General features: G+C 53.2%; 18 protein-coding genes. 6 read left to right on the forward strand and 12 right to left on the reverse strand.

The window, feature by feature from the left end:
- Positions 1 to 292: 292 nt before the first annotated feature.
- Complete coding sequence (locus GOV85_RS17230; protein WP_171180429.1) at positions 293 to 1,837, forward strand: ShlB/FhaC/HecB family hemolysin secretion/activation protein; 1,545 nt, start codon at positions 293 to 295, stop codon at positions 1,835 to 1,837.
- Between the two features lie 1,387 nt (positions 1,838 to 3,224).
- Here the strand turns inward: GOV85_RS17230 and GOV85_RS17235 are convergent.
- A complete protein-coding gene (locus GOV85_RS17235) occupies positions 3,225 to 3,437 on the reverse strand; it encodes a hypothetical protein (protein WP_171180430.1) in 213 nt (70 codons plus the stop codon).
- Positions 3,438 to 3,536: 99 nt separating this feature from the next.
- On the opposite strand from GOV85_RS17235, the gene GOV85_RS17240 reads away from it, so the two are divergent.
- Entirely contained in the window at positions 3,537 to 5,252 is a 1,716-nt protein-coding gene (locus tag GOV85_RS17240) for an adenylate/guanylate cyclase domain-containing protein (protein WP_253282942.1), read from the forward strand.
- Between the two features lie 244 nt (positions 5,253 to 5,496).
- Here GOV85_RS17240 and GOV85_RS17245 read toward each other — a convergent pair whose 3' ends face one another.
- Together GOV85_RS17245 and GOV85_RS17250 are read right to left on the reverse strand one after the other, a co-directional pair.
- Entirely contained in the window at positions 5,497 to 5,691 is a 195-nt protein-coding gene (locus GOV85_RS17245) for a DUF1059 domain-containing protein (RefSeq protein WP_170805199.1), read from the reverse strand.
- 31 nt (positions 5,692 to 5,722) lie between these two features.
- Positions 5,723 to 6,133: a GFA family protein gene (locus GOV85_RS17250; RefSeq protein WP_170805200.1), complete on the reverse strand. Its 411-nt coding sequence runs from the start codon at positions 6,131 to 6,133 to the stop codon at positions 5,723 to 5,725.
- 159 nt (positions 6,134 to 6,292) lie between these two features.
- Here GOV85_RS17250 and GOV85_RS17255 point away from each other — a divergent pair, with 159 nt between their 5' ends.
- Positions 6,293 to 7,189, forward strand: coding sequence for a LysR family transcriptional regulator (locus tag GOV85_RS17255; protein ID WP_170415292.1), 897 nt, complete (start codon positions 6,293 to 6,295; stop codon positions 7,187 to 7,189).
- Between the two features lie 53 nt (positions 7,190 to 7,242).
- Here the strand turns inward: GOV85_RS17255 and GOV85_RS17260 are convergent, their stop codons facing one another.
- The 3 genes from GOV85_RS17260 to GOV85_RS17270 form a co-directional block, all read right to left on the reverse strand.
- Positions 7,243 to 7,617, reverse strand: a complete 375-nt coding sequence (locus GOV85_RS17260) for a rhodanese-like domain-containing protein (protein WP_171180432.1) — start codon at positions 7,615 to 7,617, stop codon at positions 7,243 to 7,245.
- Between the two features lie 207 nt (positions 7,618 to 7,824).
- A complete protein-coding gene (locus GOV85_RS17265; protein WP_171180433.1) occupies positions 7,825 to 9,471 on the reverse strand; it encodes a tetratricopeptide repeat protein in 1,647 nt (548 codons plus the stop codon).
- 383 nt (positions 9,472 to 9,854) lie between these two features.
- The gene (locus GOV85_RS17270; protein ID WP_171180434.1) at positions 9,855 to 11,135 is read right to left on the reverse strand and encodes a tetratricopeptide repeat protein; all 1,281 of its coding nucleotides are present in this window, start codon (positions 11,133 to 11,135) and stop codon (positions 9,855 to 9,857) included.
- 266 nt (positions 11,136 to 11,401) lie between these two features.
- On the opposite strand from GOV85_RS17270, the gene GOV85_RS17275 reads away from it, so the two are divergent.
- The 3 genes from GOV85_RS17275 (at position 11,402) to GOV85_RS17285 (ending at position 13,754) form a co-directional block, all read left to right on the forward strand.
- Positions 11,402 to 12,322, forward strand: a complete 921-nt coding sequence (locus GOV85_RS17275; protein ID WP_170805205.1) for a sulfurtransferase — start codon at positions 11,402 to 11,404, stop codon at positions 12,320 to 12,322.
- A 64-nt stretch (positions 12,323 to 12,386) separates the two neighbouring features.
- The gene (locus GOV85_RS17280) at positions 12,387 to 13,178 is read left to right on the forward strand and encodes a class I SAM-dependent methyltransferase (RefSeq protein ID WP_171180436.1); all 792 of its coding nucleotides are present in this window, start codon (positions 12,387 to 12,389) and stop codon (positions 13,176 to 13,178) included.
- A gap of 126 nt (positions 13,179 to 13,304) precedes the next feature.
- Complete coding sequence (locus GOV85_RS17285; protein ID WP_170787436.1) at positions 13,305 to 13,754, forward strand: MaoC family dehydratase; 450 nt, start codon at positions 13,305 to 13,307, stop codon at positions 13,752 to 13,754.
- 163 nt (positions 13,755 to 13,917) lie between these two features.
- On the opposite strand, the gene GOV85_RS17290 is transcribed toward GOV85_RS17285, so the two are convergent.
- From GOV85_RS17290 to GOV85_RS17315, 6 genes are all read right to left on the reverse strand, one after another.
- Positions 13,918 to 14,931: a LysR family transcriptional regulator gene (locus GOV85_RS17290; protein ID WP_171180438.1), complete on the reverse strand. Its 1,014-nt coding sequence runs from the start codon at positions 14,929 to 14,931 to the stop codon at positions 13,918 to 13,920.
- Positions 14,932 to 15,288: 357 nt separating this feature from the next.
- Positions 15,289 to 16,068, reverse strand: a complete 780-nt coding sequence (locus GOV85_RS17295; RefSeq protein ID WP_093965079.1) for a methyltransferase domain-containing protein — start codon at positions 16,066 to 16,068, stop codon at positions 15,289 to 15,291.
- Between the two features lie 223 nt (positions 16,069 to 16,291).
- Complete coding sequence (locus GOV85_RS17300; protein WP_093964968.1) at positions 16,292 to 16,864, reverse strand: carboxymuconolactone decarboxylase family protein; 573 nt, start codon at positions 16,862 to 16,864, stop codon at positions 16,292 to 16,294.
- A gap of 414 nt (positions 16,865 to 17,278) precedes the next feature.
- Positions 17,279 to 18,358 carry a tricarballylate utilization 4Fe-4S protein TcuB gene (gene tcuB, locus GOV85_RS17305; protein ID WP_171180446.1) on the reverse strand — a complete coding sequence of 360 codons (1,080 nt, stop codon included), beginning with the start codon at positions 18,356 to 18,358 and terminating at the stop codon, positions 17,279 to 17,281.
- Positions 18,348 to 19,742 (reverse strand): FAD-dependent tricarballylate dehydrogenase TcuA, encoded by a 1,395-nt coding sequence (gene tcuA, locus GOV85_RS17310; RefSeq protein ID WP_171180448.1) that lies wholly within the window; start codon positions 19,740 to 19,742, stop codon positions 18,348 to 18,350. The genes tcuB and tcuA overlap by 11 nt, the downstream gene beginning before the upstream one ends.
- An 11-nt stretch (positions 19,743 to 19,753) precedes the next feature.
- A complete protein-coding gene (locus GOV85_RS17315; RefSeq protein WP_171180450.1) occupies positions 19,754 to 20,434 on the reverse strand; it encodes a GntR family transcriptional regulator in 681 nt (226 codons plus the stop codon).
- Positions 20,435 to 20,480: the final 46 nt, after the last annotated feature.

Below are 20,480 nucleotides of genomic sequence, written 5' to 3' on the forward strand. Positions count from 1 at the left end.
AGGGCTTCTCTATGTCCTAACAGACGATGCCAAGAAATCGCGGCTTTATGTTTTTGAGCAACCGGAATTGTGAGGACTGTCCTACTAGTTCTCTACTCTAACTTGTTGAAAAGCCGGTTTGTGTAATTCAGCGCCGTCGTATGTGCGGCGTAATAAGTAAATCTGCGTTCTGTTCACTGTGTTTCTTAAAAACATCACCCATCAATACATTCGAGTAGCGTCAGGTTCACACATGCGAACCACATAATAACATTGGACTTCAACATGCTCAGTCACTTTAAGGTTGTCAAAAATGCGCGTATTCAGATCAGTTGTTTTTGCGATCATTTGCACTCTTGTGGCCACTGCATCAGTTCCAAGAAGTAGCATTGCCCAAACCTGGGACATCGCATCCCAGCACTCGGTCAGCGGCGTAACGGTGTATGATGCGGATGAGCTGTTAACTTTTGCCGGTCAGTTGGCCTTTGATCGATCAGGGCGCATTACAGCGGTGGAGGTCGCATCAACGATCACTCAGATCTACCGAGAAGACGGCTACTTCTTAGCTGAGGCGTGGCCTGGTCCCGATGGGCAGAGCATAGTTGTTGATGAAGGGCGCATTCAAACCATCGAAATTGAAGGCGTAGATACTCGCACGTTCAAAACACTAGAGAAGATTTTTCAGCCCCTCACCACCGCATATCCAATAACTCTCAAACGATTTGAGCGGGCGGTTATGCTAGCCGAGGACATACCCGATTTGGACGTGTCGACCGAACTTGATTACCCGGATCAGGCTGGTGCTCGGCTGAGGGTATTGGGAGAACCTCTGCGCAAACAAGCCGGTAGTGCGACACTCGACAACCCTCCGCGTGAGCTTGGAGAAGCGCTCAGCTTCTATGTCGTACAAGAGTTTTATTCAACGCTGACCGTCGGGGATTTGCTGCGATTTGAGGGATCAGGCAATTACAATTGGGACAAAGACGATGAACACTCTTTATGGGGCGCTCTTACCTATCGCACGCCGCTGAACAGCAATGGTCTGTACGGTGAGATCTTCTACGGGAACATAAACGCAAAACGTGACCTCTCGGGGGACTTTGCGAGAACAGATATTGACGGCGAGAACTTCACAGTCGCGATGGGTTACCCCGTGATCCGCGATGTGGCCCGTTATGGGTATCTTCTGTTGGACTATCGCCTTTCAAAAGCGGACTCAGTCAGTGGTGGCGTTCCACTATCCAGTGACGCGAGTGTCGTTGGCCTTACATATCTTTACGGGCAAAACTATCCAAAGGGACAAGCTCTGGAAGCGGGGCTAACCTTATCTTTTGGTGACAATGACAACGACACGACAGACGCGAATTTTGACGACGGGGACTCTTCGTTCTGGCATCTACGAGGCGGCGTCGGATACGAAAGCCCGCTAACGGGCTTGTCTCCCAACACAGCTTGGCGAACCGAGATCTGGGGGCAGTACACAACAGACCGGCTGCCCTCGGTCGAAGAGTACTTCCTTGGTGATCGTTATGCTTTGCGCGGATATCGTTTTGACGAAGTGGATGGCGATTCCGGGATTTCCGCGATTTTCGAAGTGTCTCATTCCTACTTCCCCAGTTCCCAGAGCGTACATCGCTTAACGCCCTTTGCCTTTTTCGACGTGGGTTACATCTCGAACAATGACCCTGCGAGTTTCGAAGTTGATAATGCTACACTGGCGTCGACAGGTCTGGGTTTGGACATTGAGTTTAAGAAAAATCTATTTCTGTCCGGATATGTCGGTGTCCCTTTGAGAGACGGCCCTTTGACCGACTCTGGCGATCCTGGCGCGTATCTTGCTCTGACAACAAGTTGGTGAGAATGTTATGAAACTGAACCGAATTGCTGTACTTACCGCAACTTGTCTAATTACAGAACTGGCCGTTACTCAGGTCTTTGCCCGCGGAAATCACTACGGGTGGTGCCGAGGTGTAGGGAACCCACACCAGTCGAGCCAAGGGTGCGGGCAGGCTGGTGGGCAAGGGGCAGGTAATCAAGTTACTGGCCCAACTCAGCCGGTGGCAAATCAGTTGCCGCCTAAGGGAACGCAGCAAACGCCCACGTCCGTTACTGTTCCAGTCCTTGCGCCGGGCGCGGTCCCGAACGCAATTCCCGGTCAGGTTCCTATTGCGACACCGATAGCGGTTCCTGGTCAGGTTCCCACGCCGGTAGTAGCGCCAACTCTAGCTCCGCCTTTGGCACCAAACGCGACACCAAAACGGGTTCCGACAGCCGTTCCCAATCAGGTTCCACCATTGGTCGCCGGTCCTACCGCGGTGCCGTCGCAAGTTCCGACTGCAACTCCCAATCAAGTTCCGGTCGCTACCCCTGGCCAGGTTCCGCCTCAACCCACCGGCCCAACAGCGGTGCCGCCACTTGTGCCCACCGCAACACCAAACCAAATACCAGTCGCAGTTCCTGGTCAGGTCCCACCTCAGCCCACTGGACAAACTGCTGTGCCACCGCTCGTCCCAACTGCAACACCAAACCAGATTCCGGTCGCAGTGCCCGGCCGTGTTCCGCAACCCAGCGGTACTACGGCGACACCACCGCTTGTCCCAACCGCAACCCCCAATCAGGTTCCCACGGCGGTTCCTGGCCAGGTTCCACAGTTGACACCAAAACCGACGGCAACTCACGTGGCAGTCCCAGGGCATCCGAAGCCACAAGGCGTCGTGACAATCATGCGCCCTAAGCCGAGGCCGACAACCGGTACTGTCCAGCAACCTGGCACAACACAAGTGACCCACCATCTAACGCACCAAAGCAATGCGAAGAAACACGATCACGTCGCAGCAACACCTGGACGACATGACCCGCACGACCTACCGAGATTCCGCAACGCGGCGGCCAAGGAAGACTGGGAATGCGTTGCCAGCGGATTTGGACAGCGCCGTTATGATGCTGGGCGAGGCGTGTTGCTGAACAACGGAGCGTTACGGCACCTGGGAAACGTGGACGCAATGGCACGGGATGTGCCTGCAAGGCATCCAAAACATTCTGGATGCATTATTTCGGTCAAACGAAAGCAGCGCTGAAGCTCGCATGGTAGGTTTTGCTCGGACAATGAGATTAGTCGACCAATAGTTCGTCAATTGTCATCTGGATAATTGGATTTCGTATTGCCCATATTCCCTGGCGTTTACGTTGGCTGACGTAGCCCAAAAATGCTCTGTACCTAAATTTGCCTCAATTAGGACAACAATCTAAAGTGCCGCACTTCCAAGAAGAGCCTCCGACCATCTGGGACGGTCAGGTCGGGCAAGCGAAACGTTGAACGGCAACTTTGCAAAGTCAGCTTTCTGCGCATCGCTGACATTGGTGCTTTCAGCAACATCGGTTGGTTTGGGCTCGAAGCGGCCATTCTCCGCAGCTTGCATGTTTGGCAGGTCCAGCCCGAAGCAGGCATTCACAGTCAAGCTTTTCAGTTTTGCACCAAACCGTTCACTAGGACATGCGCGACGTTCAGGAAATCATGTTGTCTTTTCCAAGCAGCGTAATTTGCGTTACCAATAGACATGAATGGAGACCGCAGACTTTCCGCAGTACTCTCGGCAGATGTAGTAAACTACTCAGGCCAGATTAAGGCAGATGAAAATAGGACTCTCAGCGAACTTCGTGTTCTACGTCGAGAGTTATTTGATCCTTTGGTTAGCGATCATCGAGGTAATGTCGTTAAGAGGATGGGTGATGGATGGATAGTCGAGTTTAACTCGGTATCTGATGCAGTACGATGCGCCCTTGATCTTCAAAGCCAGGTGTCGACTCAGTCCTCATTGAAACTACGAGTGGGTGTGCATCTTGGAGATGTCGTATTCGACGAAGATGACATTTTCGGCGATGGCATCAATCTATCTGCACGTCTACAAGAGGCTTCCAACGAAGGGGCTGTGTTAATTTCAGATGTCGTCCATCGCAGCCTTGACGAGCGCCTCGCTGAGCAATTTTATCGCGCTGGAGAGCGACAGTTTAAGAACGCGCCGTCACCAATAGAAGTTTTCCAATGGTCGCCGCCAGGTTCTGCCCCACCGCGAGTAACTCCGGCTAGCCATACAAAGTCTCTGCTAATCGGCGTCTTACCTTTCGATAATCTTTCTTCTGACCCGGATCAGGAGTTTTTTGCAGATGGAATTACCGAAGAGATCATCACCACTTTATCAAAACTCCCGAATTTACTAGTCGTCGCGCGTAACTCTACATTCGTCTACAAAGGTCGCTCCGTTGACGTGAAACAGGTCGGTCTGGAGCAGGGTGTCGATCTTGTTCTTGAGGGAAGTGTCCGTCAAAGCGGTAACCGGGTGAGGATCACAGCACAGCTAATCGATGCAAAGTCCGGCATGCATATTTGGGCAGACCGCTATGATCGCCTCATTGAAGATGTATTCGAAGTTCAGGATGAAATCGCACTTAGGATTGCAACCGAGCTTCAAGTCGAACTGTTGGCGGGAGAAATGGCTCGTTTCAGAGGATCCGGCACAAATAACCTAGGCGCGTGGACCGCTCAACTAAAGGCCGTTGAGGCTTCGCGCAGAATTACCAGGGAAGCTCAGGCCGACGCTCGCCGATTTGCACAACAGGCAATTGCACTCGACCCGGGTTACTCGGCTCCGTATTGTACTTTGGGATTCATTTGCACTGTCGAAGCACGACATGGATTTGTTGCTGACCGGCGTGCCGCGCTAGCGGAGGCTCGTGACTGCGCTCAGCGGGCTCTGGAAATAGACAGCTACAACCCAGAGGCTCACGCTATTGCGGGTTTTGCGGATGCAATCGATGGCAAGCTGGTTTCGGCTATCGAGAAGTTCAACGAGGCACTAGCGCTGAATCCAAACCACGCTGACGTGGCTGCCAGACTGTCAATCACCCTAGCTTTCAATGGCCAGGCAAATGAAGCGATCCAAGTCGCACAACAAGCCATTACCCTGAACCCTCACTATCCAGGTTGGTATGCAGGCGTTCTGGGTTTAGCCCTTCGACTCGACGGTCAATACGAGGAAGCCAAGAAAGCATTCACCGAATATGGTCAAAGGGTTGAAGGCTTTGGTCACCTCGACCTCGTAATCGTCCATGTAGAGACGGAGAACCTTGAGGCCGCTCGCGATGAAGCACGGAATGTGATGAAATACCGCCCTCAGTTTTCCATATCGGACTGGGCGAATACTCAACTTTTCTCTGACAGAAAAAGGCTGGAGAAAGACTGTGCGTCATTGCGACTAGCCGGTTTGCCTGAATAGGAGCAAGGTTTCGCTGTAGCAGGATGGTTTGTGATGCAAACCAATCTCACACGTTTCCGATTTGGGTTCGTGATGGCCGTGCGCTTCTAGGCGCCTTGGCGGTAGGCCGCAGTCCAAACCCGGATACTCACAAATGGGCCCAGCAATTTCCCAGTAGCAGACGAAAGCTGCCCTTCGCGGTTAAGCAACCAAGTTGATAATTTTGGCCGATTATCCGTAGGAACTTGAAGCTTAATTTATTTGATCAAGCGGGCTTTATTAGTGTTTCCAGATATGCCCGAGTGTCGGCATCCCACGAGCTGGGGTCCTCTCCATGAGCGACCACCGCGTGGAGCTCCATGAGTTTCCATACTTCATCTTTGGTCGCTGCGATCACTTTCCCTGGGCAGGCCTCCATGCCCTCGCAATCCTTGCAGGCATATGAATAAGCAGCGTTCATCGCTTTCTCCTCTGTTCGCTCGGAAAGTTATCTAGAATTCAGGAAACGTCGGCAGCCCGTCGTCGAGTTTTATCCATGGCTGCTGATGTGACACGAAGATGTGGGCCATGGGTTGTGCAATCGATGGGTCGTCCAACGTTACAGCAGAAAACCACGCATCAGCGCTCCAGTCTTGGCCCTCAACTTCATTTAGGGCGGCATAGGTCAACGTCGTTCCACAGTCCCGACAAAACCCGCGGCGAATACCCGAAGTTTTCTCAATGTGTTGGATTTCGCCTTTGATAACTACGAAGTCTTCCGCTGCCACTTTAGCCCAAGTTACAAAGGCACCGCCAAGGGCCATTTGGCATGAACGACAATGGCAATGTCCCGACCAGACAGGTGGTGTCGCGATCTGGTATCGAACAGCACCACAGTAACATCCACCTTGAAGTTTTTCCATCGTATCAAGATCTCCTGGCATGCGGCTAGGTTGACATCAGCACTAAAGCATCCGCTCCAATATTTTATAATAGCAGCGCAGATTTCACTGTGAATAATGTCAAGAATGTCGATATCATGCGACTCAAATAGTCTAACAAAACTTTAGAAAAACTACAGTATGGATTGGTTGCACCTTCCCCCAATGAACGCTTTGCGCGCCTTCTCAGCGGTTGCGAAGGCTGGGAGTTACACTGTAGCGGCTGAACGCTTGAACGTGACCCAAGCGGCTGTCAGCCAGCAGGTGAAATCGTTGGAAAGGCACTTGGGTGTAGCTCTTGTTGCTAAACGTGGGCGCAGCATTGAATTGACAGAGCCAGGCATCATTCTTGCGCGTGAACTGGGTATCGGCTTTGAAATCATTGGAAGGGGTGTCGAACGACTGGCAGAACACACAGCGCAGCGTCCCGTTCAAGTGACAATGTCACCAGCATTCGCGGTGGAGTGGCTGTTGCCGAGAATGGCAGAGTTTCAACGCGAACATCCAGAGATCACTTTGATGCTGAACCCAACTTCGGAACTGGTTCAGATAAGACCAGGTGGTATCGATGTCGCCATTCGGTATCACGACAGACGCATGCCGAGAAAAGAAGAGGATACTGTCCTTGTTTCCGACATGGTCGTGATCGGGACACCTTCACTGGTGGAAGGCCAAGATCTGCGTGACCCGGCCTCTCTGACAAAACTGCCTTGGTTGCAGGAACTGGGCACCAACGAAGCGGCCGACTGGTTCACCTATCATGGGGTCGTACCTCTCGAGCCATTGACGATAAATCACATGCCGGGGAACCTGATCATGACTGCGGTTCGCCGGGGTGACGGTATCACGTATTCTGCCAGAGCTTTTTTCGAGGACGATCTGTCATCTGGTCGGATGATTGAATTGTTCTCTGAGCCTCTCTTCGGCGTCTATTACATCCAGACGCAGGCAGAATTTCAGCGCCCCGAGGCTAAGGTTTTCGTCAATTGGCTAAAATCTCAGTCGCAAGTCGTATCGAGACACAACTCTGCAAGCTGAGAAGCTTCTATTGACCCCTGCGTGTTTGCTCATCACCGTTGGTTTCGCCTTTTTTAAGGCTGCTTTGTAGAGGAGCCCGCTGCGATCAGAGCCGCCATCCCTCCATCGATGAACTGCACGTTTTGAAAACCCATCGCAGTCAATACATTTGCCGCTGCCGCGCCTCGATAGCTCGGAGCTCCGCCACAAGTGGTGAAAATTCGCCTTGCACGATCCTGTAACTCTTGAGATCTGTATTCACTTTCAAGGTCTGCCATCCAAGCGACGGCGCGACCAGGAGCCGGAATTGCTCTTGGGCTGATACCTGTGGCCGCAATTTCAGCGCTATCCCTTACGTCCACCACAAGTGCGTTGGGGTCTTCGATCAGTACTGCCAGCGCGTCAGTTGCTGAAATTGGATTTGCTTTGGATATTTCCTGAGTTTCCATTTGTGCGAATGTTAAGACCATGTTGCCCCCCGACTGCAAATCCTACGCGATGCTACCATGCGGCTGATTTACCGCAAAACGGCATCCAAGCGATGATTGCCGGTCTTGTGGTCGCCCAGACGGTTGCCATCAACGAAGTTAAACAAGTCCCGATCAACGGCAGAAGCGGGCCTCGCAATTGCCCCAGCCATTGCTGTTGATCCGAGATTACTCGGCGGCCAACGCCTTCTGCCTGCAATAACACGACGCCTTTATCGGCACCTCGGCGCGGGCAGCGGCCTTGTCCAGTTGTAGCTTAATGTGGGCGGCTTCGACCGTTTCACCGCGCCGGGCGAGACATTCGTGCAAGCCATGCAGGCTCCAGACGTTGCCCGGATGCTGACAGGCCCGGCTAAGCGTTGCATCCAGGCCAAGGTCTGCACGGTAAACAGCTTCGGCTTCCTCCATCTGGCCCTGTTCAAGAAGAAGAGCACCCAGCGCATGACGGGTGGGTTGCATCCAGCCCCAGGGCTCGTCGTATGGCAAGTTGTCGTCGATCTCGACTGACTTTCGCAGGTGGTCAAAGGCCGTTTCGTGCTCTCCTGTGTGATAGGCCAACTCACCCAGCATCATTTGCTCAGCGACCTTCAGAATGTCCCGGCATGTGTTGTTGAACAGCATTCGGGTCTCAGGAACTCTGGCTAGAGCATCATAGAACTTGGCTTTTTCACTCTCGGCTTCAGCGACCCTGTGTAGGTTGGCCAAGGCGACCGTCCTTGCATACCGCATCATGGCGATAGTGACGCTGTAGAGCTCCGCATCTTCAGGTAAATCCTGATCAAGGATAGCCTGCCAGCGTCCAAACCTGATCAATACATGTTGTTTCATAGGAATGAACGCCTCGAACCAATCAGCCATTGGCCGAAGTGTCTCTGAAGGTAAAGTTTCGACAAGCTCATCAGCAGCTTCCAGTGCCGCCGTTGGCTGCCCCAAAAACATCGCTCCGTAGATTTTGAAGTGGTAGTTATGACACCTGTAAACGGAATAGAAGTTGTCAGGGCCTTCGCGTTCCAGGAACTTTCGATCTGACAAGATGGCTTTGTGATTACGCAACACAACGTTCATGTAATCTCCACACAAGACGTCAATATGGGTGGGCATGTGAAGCAAATGCCCGGCCTCGGGCACCAGCGTGCTGAGCACATCGCCGTGACGCAGTGCCCGTTCGGGGTGGGGCGACATTTCCATCAGGTGAATGTACATGTGCAGGAGCCCTGCGTGTTCCCATGCTCCGAGGAGTGTATCAAATGCAGTTTCGAGGACTGCTATGGCTTCAAGTGTATCGGCTCCATCCGCTGGTTTCCCAGTCGGCAAATCCCAAAGCTGCCAAGGTGTCCGGTTCATGAGCGACTCGGCCAGAATCGCAGACACGTCCAGATCCTGATCGAATTCAGAGTGAACCTTTCGCATCGCATCAGCGAATGCATCATTCCATGGGCTAAAATCCTCGATATCCGATGAGGATGGATAACGAGCCGGAATGGCTTCGATGAGCGCGCGCTCAACAGGCGTCAGTTTGTCCTTTAACGACGCAGCAGCCTCGATTGACGCTTTTGCCAAGGCGATACAGTCAGGCTTCTCGTCTTCTTCGAATGTTTCCCAGGGCTTGTTGTAGTTCGGCCCAATGCAATACGCGATGCCCCAATGCGCCATTGCGCAATTTGGATCCGCAGCCACGGCATTCTGAAAGCATACAATCGCTTCTTCGTGGTTGTACGCGTAAGTCCAAGCCAAACCACGATCAAACCAAAGCTGGGCTTCGTCCGACGAGGTTGTGATCTTTCGGCTGTAGCTACCGAGATCATAGTATTCCATCACAATAACCCCCTAATTAAAGGTAGGAGGTTACCACAATGGGCTGTTTCTCGATACTGGCGACATCAAAGCCGACCCAAGGCATAGACCCGACTTATATGAGCCCCATTTGATCGAAGCACTCTCCTTGGCGACTGATCAACTTATCGGCTACGTGCGTGAGGCACCGTCCAATCCCTCCACACTAGCCCACCGACAAGACCACAAACACCGCTCGCACACCTAAGACGGTCTTTTGAGAAAGCTGATGTCGGCAGTCAGGTTGGTCTTTTCCGCCAACCAACACTTTCGGGGCCTGGTAACGTCGTGCGACAGCTTCTGTTCTAACTGGCGTTGAAAACGTGTAATTTGGGCTCATTGCGGGCGTCAAAAATACGGGCACCCTACCCTTCTAGCGTGGCAACTGCATGGTCGTGAGAGGTATGCGGTCGATGCATGTTGAGGATACGTCGAGCTTCATTCGATTGTCCCGATATTGCCAGCGCATGCGCCAATGAAAACTCAACAATGTCGCGTTGCGCCCGGCTACCACCAAGGCGTTCGTGCTCAGACATGACACTTACGAATTTCTCAATCGCTTCGTCCGCATTTCCATCCGCCAACGCACGGAATGCGCCTGCTACCGAAGCAACGGTGGGGCCTGCGGGTCCCTTTGCGCCGTCAATGGTTGCTTCCAGACGCTCTCTGTTTCCAGCCATCGCATGCGCAAGAGCAGCGTGAACATCCGCAAAAGCCAAACCAGGTGAAGGAAAGAACTGAACAGCATAGTCGCTGAGTTGTTGCCAACGCTCCTGAGGAATTTGCTCGCCAGCCAAAAAGGCGCGGTGAACAATTGCCACACTATCAGTCAGAACGTTCAGTGGTGGCGCAGGTGGTCGGTCGGGGGAAACATAATCATCGAACAGCTTCCACATACCTGCCACATCGCCGCTCTCAAGCGCCCAAAGAGCGACGTGCCAGCTGAGATGGCAGTGCAGATACGCTGTGAAGGGATAGTCTTGCCAGAACTCGCGAAGATAAGCGTAGCCAGCGTCCGTCTCCCCGTTCTCATAGTAGAGATGGGCCCTGACATGTGCACTGTGTGCGCTGTCAGGCTTCAATTCAAGCGCGCGCTCGATGTTTTCCGCGGCCGGGCCAATCTGTCCGGCCTCCATCTGGGCAAATGCATGCTGGCAGAGAAACCACCAGTCGTCGCCATAGTGTGGCTTTAACATGGTTGTGTACGCAAGCTGCTCTGCCTCGCGTCCAGCCTGACCTGAAAACCCTATTAAGCCAAATACGCTGGTACATGTCTGAGCAAGCAAAATATCTCGCGGATGGTCTGCGACGTGATCTCGGATGCGCCTGTAGGCCTGCGGTGCACGCCCCTCAATGAGATCGCTGATAATGTCGATCTGGGCGGCTTCGCGCGGGCTGACGCCATGCGAAAGTTCTTTTGCGACGGCTATTTCACGCTTTGCATCTTGTCCACGCCCGACAGTAACAAGGTAGCGCGCAAGCCCAACATGCGGCATAGCAAAACCATCATCTGCCCGCATTGCTGATCGGTAGGCTTCTTCAACATCATCAAAAGCACCCAGAAAACGGTCGATGCCTTCAACGTACGCGTCTCGCGCAGTTTGTGATGTGGTCGTTAGCGGGCTTCCGTATCGATCTTCAAGCATCCAAACCTTCCACTATCTGTACCAAACCTGTCCGTCAGTTAGCTATATGAGCATGCCTAGCCATAAACGAGTCAAAGGAAATCGACGGTACGAGGCGCCATGATTTCAGCATCCGTTTCTTTCAGAAGTCTCATGAAATCATCTAAAAGCCGTTCAAACCATAGTTGCTTCATCAAATATCGATTTTCCAAAATTGGACTCCGAAACCAAATTTGGGGATTATTGCATACGGCTCGACCCGCGTCCGGTTAGAGGAGAACGTAGGTATGACTACCCAAACTCGCCCGCTCATTGATACGGCTTGGTTGGCAGATAACCTGACTGACCCGAAACTACGCATCATTGATGTTCGCTGGAAGTTTAGGGAGGAAAACGGCAAGGGCGTGGCCTATGATGATAGGAGCGAATTCCAAGCCGAGCACATTCCTGGCGCAGTGTATGTTGGCATGTCGACAGAGCTTGCAGACAGCACTCAGAACACTCCCGATATGATGCTCGGGCCAGAGGATTTTGGGGAAAAGATGCGAGAGTTGGGTGTTTCCAACGACAGTCATGTCGTGGTCTACGATGACTCTGGGCTTCCGTTGGCGTCTGCGCGTCTTTGGTGGGCACTTTCGCACTATGGCCATAACAACGTGCGGGTCTTGGACGGCGGCTTGCAGCAATGGAAACTCGAAGGTCGGACCACTGAAACTGGCGATCTAGCCGTTGAGCATGGTGACTTTGAACCAACAGTGCAGAGCAATTGGATTGCCCGCAAAGCTGATGTCTTGGATGCGATAGGTAAACCCAGAGTCAGAATTGTGGACTTTCTACCAAACGACCTCTTCCGAGGCGACGGAGTTCACACATGGGGAGGTCGCTCGGGACATATCCCCAGTGCGGTCAACATACCGGCGATATCGAACATCGATCCGGACTTGGCACACACACCCATATCCGAACGTGCAGCTAAACTAAAGGAACGTGGGTCATTCAAGTTGGCGGATCATTCCAAGCTCCTCAAGCACTATCAGGACAAGGGAATTCAAACTGACGATGAGGTCATCGCTTATTGCGGCCGTGGCATAGCTGCTTCTTGTGGGCTCCTTGCGCTGCGCCAAATGGGGTTCGAAAAGTCCCGCCTGTATGATGGTTCATGGGCTGAGTGGAGCGCCGATGAGAGCCTTCCAGTTGAAGCCTCGTGAGACTACGATTTTGGGTCACTTTGGGTGGTCCAATTATTAACGCTTTGCTAGGAGGATATTTTTGATGACGGACAAATTCCGGCTGACCAAAGAAGCTGCGCAGAAGTACAACAACCATAGTGTGCCTGCGATGTTCGGTCCATTGGCTGAAGCAACAATGCAGAAGGTTCAGCTTCGAAGCGGCACTTGTGTTATCGACATTGCATGCGGCACCGGGGCTTTGACGCGAGAGATTGCAAGGAAACTGACGGGCGAAGGCCGGGTTGTTGGCGTAGATCTGAACGAAACCATGATTGAGGTCGCGCAATCCAATCAGCCGGATTGTCGTCATGTGCTCGAGTGGTATGCAGAGGATGTAACCGAGTTACCTTTCGAAAATGCTACGTTTGACTATGCCTTCATACAACAGGGGCTTCAGTTCTTCCCCGACAAATCCGCGGCTTTGCAGGAAGTTCATCGGATCTTGCGCAATAACGGTCAGCTATTTTTGACATGTTGGCGTGCAGTGTCGCCCTTCAATGGAGCGCTTGCAAAAGCTCTCGAGCGCCATGTTGGAACAGATGCCGCAATCAAGGCCAGAGCGCCTTTTTCGTTTCGAGATGGGGACCTCATTTCTAAGTTGTTGGTCGATGCAGGCTTCAAGATAGCTCGTCACGAGCCATTGGTACTTGAGCGAAGATTTATTGATCTTCGCGCGCAAATCATGGCGCTGCCAATCGAAACCGATCTTAAGGATGCAGGTGCTGACGTCACCAACAAGGTCGTGGAAGAGGTTGCAGACGCTTTGTCTAGATATGACAAAGAAGGCGTATTGCACGTACCGCAAGAAGCGCACCTATTTGTCGCCGCGGCATAGGTCAACGACCACTGACTTAGTTCTCCATTACGATCTTTGCCATGGTCGAAAGACAATGCAGCATTAGTGGCGGCCGAGCCTGGCTCCGCGTTGACGGTTGAGTCTGCATCAAACTATACTTTTGCCATGGCTAGCGGAAAATACATCGACGATTTGTCGGTTGGCGAAACCTTCGAAACCGGTGGCGTCACGCTGACCGAGGGAGCGATTATTGACTTCGCACTGGTTCATGACCCGCAGCCCTTCCACGTTAACAAAGTGGCTGCCGCAGAGTCGATGTTCGGCGGTCTCATTGCCAGTGGATTTCAGACAATAGCGCTTACTTTCAGGTTGTTTCGCGACACTGGTGTACTTACCGGAACCAATCTGGGTGGACATGGAATGGACGAGGTACGGTGGCTGGCTCCGGTGTATTCCGGTGACACGATCAGCGTGCGCGTCACGGTTGAGGCGATTACACCGTCACGTTCGAAGCCAGACCGGGGAACGGTCAAATTCCGATACCAGACATTTAACCAGAACGATGTTGAAGTTCTTAACCTGGTTATGCACCACGTGATGGCATATCGGAGTTAAGGCAGTTTGCAGCGACTTGGGCGCGGCGATCAATTTGAACTCCCATTGTCATCTTCAAGAGTATCCTTGGGCTTGCTACATAAGGCTTCTATTCGCAATTGCGGTCGTGGCGTACATGCAAACTAGCTTGTTCGCGTGTTATCAATCCTTTTTGCCTAAATAACTACTTGTAGATTGCCGCATAGCGAGGTGCGAAGAACTTAACGAAGGCTCTAACCTCTGGCCGGCGATAAGCTTCCGGCGAAATGAGCATTAGGTGCGGCACCGCAAGTTCGGGGATTTCGTCGAAACATCGGATAAAAGACATGTCTGTTTCCACCAGCTTGACATTGCTGATCCCAAGGCCTTGCCCTGACCTGATCGCCGCATGCATTAGCTCCAGTTCAGTGAAAGACATGACGATCTGGTCCGGCTCCACGTGATTGGTCAACCATTCGTGGAATACATTGGGCACATCGTCCCGCTGAAAGGTAACAAACTGATGCCCGGCCAGATCATTCGTTGACCCCGGTAAGCCAAATTTGTCCGCGTAATTTTTGCTGCCGAACAAAGACCAGCGGGCCGTGCTGATCTTACGACAGATCAGGTCAGGATCGGGATCGGTTCTTGCAAGGCGCAAAGCAATGTCGGCCTCGCCCGCCATCAGGTCCAGCGCCCGAACGCTGGACAAAAACTCGAATGCGACATCCTGATTGTCGGCGGAAAACTCGTTTACGATTTCAATCATGCGTGCGGAGAAGTTTGCCGAATAAGCGGTGATACGGATGGGTTGTGTCGACGTCAATTCCTTCGCGCAATCGGTAAATTCGAGGACTGAAGCCTCGATTGCTTCGGCGAGGGGAACGAGGCGAAGGGCTTCTGGGGTCGGTTTGAACCCGTGCGTACCACGCTCAAACAGCGTCAAGCCTGTTTCTCTTTCGAGAACATCAATGCGTCGGGCGACCGTTGGTTGGGAGACCTTTAGCTTTCTGGAGGCCGCAAGCGTCGATCCTTCTCTCAAGACAGAGAGGAACACACGAATATCCGACCAATTTCGGAACCCGTTCTTCATTTTTTTAGAACAGCACAATTTTGTGCCGGATACCAGAAAAACAGGTGAACAGTTACTGTTGTTGCGACAGCGCAAGCAACTCGGAAAGGACCATGAGATGGCTTCCCATACAATGTCACCCAGCATCTGGACCGTATTTGGTGGACTGTTCGGTAGGACCAAGAGAGGCTTCCCCGAAGCCCGGAAGCCGCGGCCTACAGCTGACGATTTTCACGCTGAACGCGACTATATTAATGACGTGATCTGGAGTAATCCCGATGCGTTTTCGAGTGAGCTTGACGTGCAGAACATGGTGAGTCTGTATCCAGGAAGGTTCTGACGACACTTGGTGACAATCGGCCGAATAAGGCGATTAGATCACGCCAAATGCAGCTGCAAGCTGGAAGTGGCAGCCACGCACCTGTGTTGTAGCCATTGAGTAAGTACCAATACGAGACTTTCATGAAGCCCGCGAAAGAACCCAGGCCGATTTACTTAGCTCAATCACCCCTTTTTGCGCACCACGACAACAAATTGGGTCATCGAAAAGAAGAAGCGTCCAGTCCTTGCAAGGCTGAGCTGCTCATCAAACCACGATTGCGCAACTGCGGGATCAACATGGTCATTTGCGACAGTGTATTGCTTCATGAGGTGCATCATCATGATTGCGAGGCCATCAGGCTTCAACTGGTGATCCGTCATTGTGAACGACAAGACATCTTCCACACGGTCGCCGCGAGCCTTTATCAGCGCGGGCAGTCTTTCCGGGACGGAACCACTCACAAAGTGCTGGTTCCAGGATGTCAGCATCTTTTGCATTCTGTCGGGCTCATCGCTGAACCAGATCAAGCTGCCAAAGTGTAGATCGCTGATGACGAGGCGCCCGCCGGGTTTGACGCACCGCAGCGTGTCAGCCAACGCACCGTCTACGTCTTCGATGTACTCAAAGACCTGTACCGAGACGGCCTTGTCAGCACTCTCATCCTCAATGGGCAAGCTATTTGCGGCACCAGCACGAAACTCCACGTTTGCGTAGTCGCTGCACCGTTCTCTAGCAGCTGCCGTCATGTCAGCGCTTGGGTCGATCCCGATGACATAGCCATCCGAGCCAACTGCCCGGGCCAACTCAACTGTCAACATCCCGTTGCCACAACCGATGTCCAAAATAGTTTCACCAGGAGCCGGGCACAGCGCATCGAATGAAGCCTGTCTTCGCCGCGTCAGTTCTGCGCCTTGATAGGCGATTTCAAGTAATTTCGTTGTTTCAGCGTCAAATTTAAGCAACTCTCCACCCTTACAAAGCCCACATGCCCCCAAAACCTTATCAGAAATTGAGTTATCTACGAAAAGCAGGACGGATCGTTGAGGCTTGAACATGGATCCACCAACAATAAATGAATGCGCCGACTTGATCCGACGAATGATTTAACCCCGAGAGCGAAGGACGCATCTGCCGCTCTATCGGACCAGCTTTTCGTGGCGTTTCGAACGTTAGAACAACATCAATTCAAGGGATGTCGAGGCCGTTCTCTCGTCCGAAATCGGTATAGAAGCTGTCACTGCGGCATCGGTTTAAAGTGGCTTCGTCCGCTTCTCTTGGGTCGGTGCCAGGGCTTTGGACACCTGTTCCTTCTATGAAGCGGTTCACGAGATTAAAGACACCGCAAACTTGGATAGCATCGAACAGCGCACTCTCCGACCAGCCTGCCGCGTAGACTGCTCTAGCGTCGGCTTCTGTCATTCGGGATGGTGAGACAGTGAGCTTTTCAATGTATGCCAGCAACGGTTTGAGGTGATCCTCGACGGGCGCCGTATCGCGGTCTTCCATCAGTGCCTCGATTGTCTCGACTTCAATACCGTAGGCTTTGGCGAAAACGATGTGCGCCCCATGGCAATACGCACAAGCATTCAATCCCGAGACATAGGCCGCAATGAGTTCACGTTCAGCAACCGAGAGGTCGCTCTCGCCCCTCATCACAAGGCTTTCGTACGCACAAAGCGGAGAAAGTTTATCTGGAAAGGCTTGATAGACACTTCCAAGTGTCGCGTTCTCCGGCAGAGATGGAAACAGGCGTTTCATTTAATTCTCTTTCAATCTTGCTATGGATTACGTTTTCTCAAAGTGAGGAACCAACGTTGTTTACGCAACCTTGAAGCAATTTCGGGTTCCGCTCAGAGATTCTGTTGGGATACTGCGAACGGTAAGTTTGCCAGACGACACCCCCAACTTGTTGCTGCTTGGTTAAAGGCAATTTCATTTGAGCCGTTCTCGTAAATTTGCAAAGTCAGCATTCTGCGCAGTGCAGACGTTCCAGCAAGTTGCAACGAACGACCGCTAAGCGGACAAAGCTGCCTTTCGTGTCGATGTTGTCAATCACAGTAAACAGACCCAATCCGGAAGTTGACCGCCACCCGGGGTGCTGGAACGAAGCGAGAAAGGGCATCAAAATGCGCTTGAATTGCGACTTTTTACTCCCTCGGCGTTGGACGTTTGCTAGCAACCAACTGACAATTCTCTCTTACGCTGCGCGTCTCTGATCAAAGCTGCAAGTCGATAGAAGCCATGAACCATCTTGGTGTATGGCATGAGCAGGAAGAACGTCAGAACCGATCCAAGGTGGATGGCAAGCAGCGCGGGCATCAGATCAGTTGAACCGAGGACGTAAAGGACCAGCCCGCTCAGCCCGACAAATCCGAGCAACAGGACAAACCCGATTTCGCCGCCCCATGCGGACGGGTCACCAAGCTCGCGATCAGACTTTTGCTTGAGAAAAACCATAGCTCCGCAACCCACTGTCAGCAGAATACCGCCTGAAACCCCAAAGAGTTTTGGCAGGGACCAGAACCCGTAGGGCGCGTGTAACGCGAACCCATAGTGCATAATCGTCGCCACCGAGGTCGAGGCAAAGCACAGCAGGAAGCCGTACATGATGGCGTGGTGAATGTGGCGTCGGCCCTGACTGAACCGGTCTTCGTCCTCGAAGTTGCAACCCTCGCCGTGGCCTGCGGCCAAGTCCTGCATCTTGCCAGCGCGTTTGAACGCAGCAGTCAGATCAGACAATTGGATGGGTTTGCCACCTACCTCCGCCCAATAGCGCCTCAGGCTGATAGCCAAGCTAAAGAGTGGCAACAAGAATGCCGGCGCGAAAATTGCGACCATCGCATTATGGGACAGGACGGCATAGAACCCTTCACCTCCGCTGGAACCAACAGCGCGAATTGCCCAGAACATCACGGCAAAACCGATGACGAGGGCCAGCGCGATCGCGCCACCGTGAGTATGGAACCGCCGCGCCAGAGGTTGGGGCCAGGCGAAGCTCTCCCAAGTGTCCCGCCGCACTTCGGCCAGAGCTTTCGGCAGGTTCAGATCGAACTCGTGCGGTGCCGTGTACTGACACGCATAGTAGCAACCTCGACAGTTGTGGCACAAATTAGCCAGTTGCGTGATGTCTCCATCCGAGAACGCGCGTTCCGCGTGCAGCGACGGGAAGACTGAGCAGTAGCCCTCGCAGTACCGGCAGGCGTTGCATATCTCAGCCTGTCGGCGAGCTTCTTGAAAAAGATCAGTTTGCATAGGCTGCAGCCTCACGTCCTGCGATGCGTCCAAAAACGGTCCCGATGGTCATGCCGAAACCGGCCAGATACCCCTGCCCAAGGATCGAACCCGCCATCGTCTCGCCCGCGGCCCACAGGTTTTTGATCTTGCTGTCTGGTGTCGAACACTGGGCCGTATCGTCGACCTTTAGCCCCAGATAGGTGAAGGTCACGCCAGTACGCAGCGAGTAGCCATAGAAGGGCGGATCGGTGATCGGACGAGCCCAGTTGGTTTTGGGTGGCGTCAGACCCGAGGTTGTGACCCCGTCCAACTCGGTTGGATGAAATCCGCTGGTGTCGCCGCAAGCTTCGTTGAATTCACTAACGGTTGCCTTCAACTTGTCGGCGGGTAGGTCCATCATGCCAGCCAGTTCCTCCAAGGTGTCCGCCTTTAGCGGAGGGAACACCGAGGGCATGAACAGGTTCAGCGACTTCGCATCGATGATCACATAGCCCACCTGATCCGGCTGCGCGGCGACCAGACGCCCCCAAATCGCATAGCGTTTGGGCCAGACGTCTTCGCCCTCGTCATAAAACCGCTCGGCATTTTTGTTCACGACGATCGAAAACGGCACGCAATCCAAACGAGTGACGATACCGCCGTCAAACTTCGGCGCGCGCCCGTCGATGGCAACGGCGTGACACTGGGTCGGGTCCCCAACACTTTCGACGCTTTGATCCAGCAGATCAGCCAGCACCACGCCCCGGTTATAGGGCGTTCCCCGGATCAGGAAGTTCTTCGCAGGCGCGCCCCATGCGCGAGTGAGCCAATCGGTATCTGCCTGAAACCCGCCCGCAGCAACGATGACGGCCTTGGGCGTGATGCGATGAGACTGGCCTTCATAGGTATAGTCTACCCACTCAATCTGATCGCCGTTCAGTTCAAGATGCGTCACGGCAGCTTCGTATAGCACGTCAACGCCCAAAGCTGCCGCGGTGCGGTAGTAGGCGTTCACCAGAGACTTCCCGCCCCCCATGAAGAAGGCGTTGGTCCGCGCCAGTGACAGTGTCCCGGACAGGGATGGTTGAAACCTCACGCCGTGTTCTTCCATCCACGTAAGGCATTCCTCGGAGGTTCGGATCGCGAGGCGAGCAAGACGTTCGTCGGTTTTGCCGCCAGTGACCTTGAGCAGATCTTCAAGATACTCATCTTCGCTGTATTTTTCGATCAGCGGACCCAGAGGTGCACCATGCATACAACGAAAATTGCGCGTATGACGGGAGTTTCCACCACGATAGGGTTTTGGCGCTGTCTCGAGAATCAGAACACGGGCGCCTGCCTCGGCAGCAGTCATTGCAGCGCATAGAGCAGCATTCCCGCCGCCGATCACAGCGATGTCATAAGCTTCCTTTTGGGTGGTCATATCCTGTCTACCTAATGGTTTTCGTCGGTTGTCCGGTCGCGTTCTTGCAACGCTCGAATACGCATCCGTTGTGCGGCCTGAATATGCGCGCGCATTTCTTTTTCAGCCGCAGCGCCATCGCGGGCCTTTAAGGCAGCCATGACGCGCTTATGCTCGGCCACTGCTGTCTCGGCCCGGTCACCCTCCAGCAATTGTGATGGCCCAAGGATCAACAGCGCTTTTTGCAAAGACAACATAGACTTGGAAAGAAACCGATTCTTTGCTGCGTCCAAAAGTGTGGCGTGAAAAATCCGGTTGATCCGAGCCGCTTCCGAGCCTGTGCCAGCCTCGGCCAAGCGATCATTCAAAACGCACAGCTCGTCCAATTCGACATCCGACGCTGCACGTGCCGCTAGTCGTGCCGCGGTTCCCTCGAGCACCGCGCGCATCTCATAAAGCTCCATTACTTCGGCATAATCGAGGCTGCGTACGGTTGCGCCCTGCCGTGGCACATGAGTTACCAGCCCGTCGGACTCCAACTGCCGGATAGCTTCGCGCACAGGGGTGCGACTGACGCCTAATCGTTCTGACAACTCAATCTCGCGTAGGCGTTCGCCAGGCTGAAGTGTGCCATCCCGAATCTCATCCAGCAGGTGTTGATACGCTGAATTGCCTTGTGGGCCAGTCTGATAGGGGTCGTCTTGAATGGTCATCGAGCGCTCACTTGTATTCTTGCGTCCACTTGTATACATTTGGATA

Source organism: Ruegeria sp. HKCCA4633 (assembly GCF_013034605.1).
In the GTDB taxonomy this organism is placed as follows: Bacteria; Pseudomonadota; Alphaproteobacteria; order Rhodobacterales; family Rhodobacteraceae; genus Ruegeria.

Coding starts and splice junctions, on each gene's coding strand:
- GOV85_RS17230 (WP_171180429.1), top strand. CDS start 293: ATGCGCGTATTCAGATCAGTTGTTTTTGCGATCATTTGCACTCTTGTG.
- GOV85_RS17240 (WP_253282942.1), top strand. CDS start 3,537: ATGAATGGAGACCGCAGACTTTCCGCAGTACTCTCGGCAGATGTAGTA.
- GOV85_RS17245 (WP_170805199.1), bottom strand. CDS start 5,691: ATGAACGCTGCTTATTCATATGCCTGCAAGGATTGCGAGGGCATGGAG.
- GOV85_RS17250 (WP_170805200.1), bottom strand. CDS start 6,133: ATGGAAAAACTTCAAGGTGGATGTTACTGTGGTGCTGTTCGATACCAG.
- GOV85_RS17255 (WP_170415292.1), top strand. CDS start 6,293: ATGGATTGGTTGCACCTTCCCCCAATGAACGCTTTGCGCGCCTTCTCA.
- GOV85_RS17260 (WP_171180432.1), bottom strand. CDS start 7,617: ATGGAAACTCAGGAAATATCCAAAGCAAATCCAATTTCAGCAACTGAC.
- GOV85_RS17265 (WP_171180433.1), bottom strand. CDS start 9,471: ATGGAATACTATGATCTCGGTAGCTACAGCCGAAAGATCACAACCTCG.
- GOV85_RS17270 (WP_171180434.1), bottom strand. CDS start 11,135: ATGCTTGAAGATCGATACGGAAGCCCGCTAACGACCACATCACAAACT.
- GOV85_RS17275 (WP_170805205.1), top strand. CDS start 11,402: ATGACTACCCAAACTCGCCCGCTCATTGATACGGCTTGGTTGGCAGAT.
- GOV85_RS17280 (WP_171180436.1), top strand. CDS start 12,387: ATGACGGACAAATTCCGGCTGACCAAAGAAGCTGCGCAGAAGTACAAC.
- GOV85_RS17285 (WP_170787436.1), top strand. CDS start 13,305: ATGGCTAGCGGAAAATACATCGACGATTTGTCGGTTGGCGAAACCTTC.
- GOV85_RS17290 (WP_171180438.1), bottom strand. CDS start 14,931: ATGCTGGGTGACATTGTATGGGAAGCCATCTCATGGTCCTTTCCGAGT.
- GOV85_RS17300 (WP_093964968.1), bottom strand. CDS start 16,864: ATGAAACGCCTGTTTCCATCTCTGCCGGAGAACGCGACACTTGGAAGT.
- tcuB (WP_171180446.1), bottom strand. CDS start 18,358: ATGCAAACTGATCTTTTTCAAGAAGCTCGCCGACAGGCTGAGATATGC.
- tcuA (WP_171180448.1), bottom strand. CDS start 19,742: ATGACCACCCAAAAGGAAGCTTATGACATCGCTGTGATCGGCGGCGGG.
- GOV85_RS17315 (WP_171180450.1), bottom strand. CDS start 20,434: ATGACCATTCAAGACGACCCCTATCAGACTGGCCCACAAGGCAATTCA.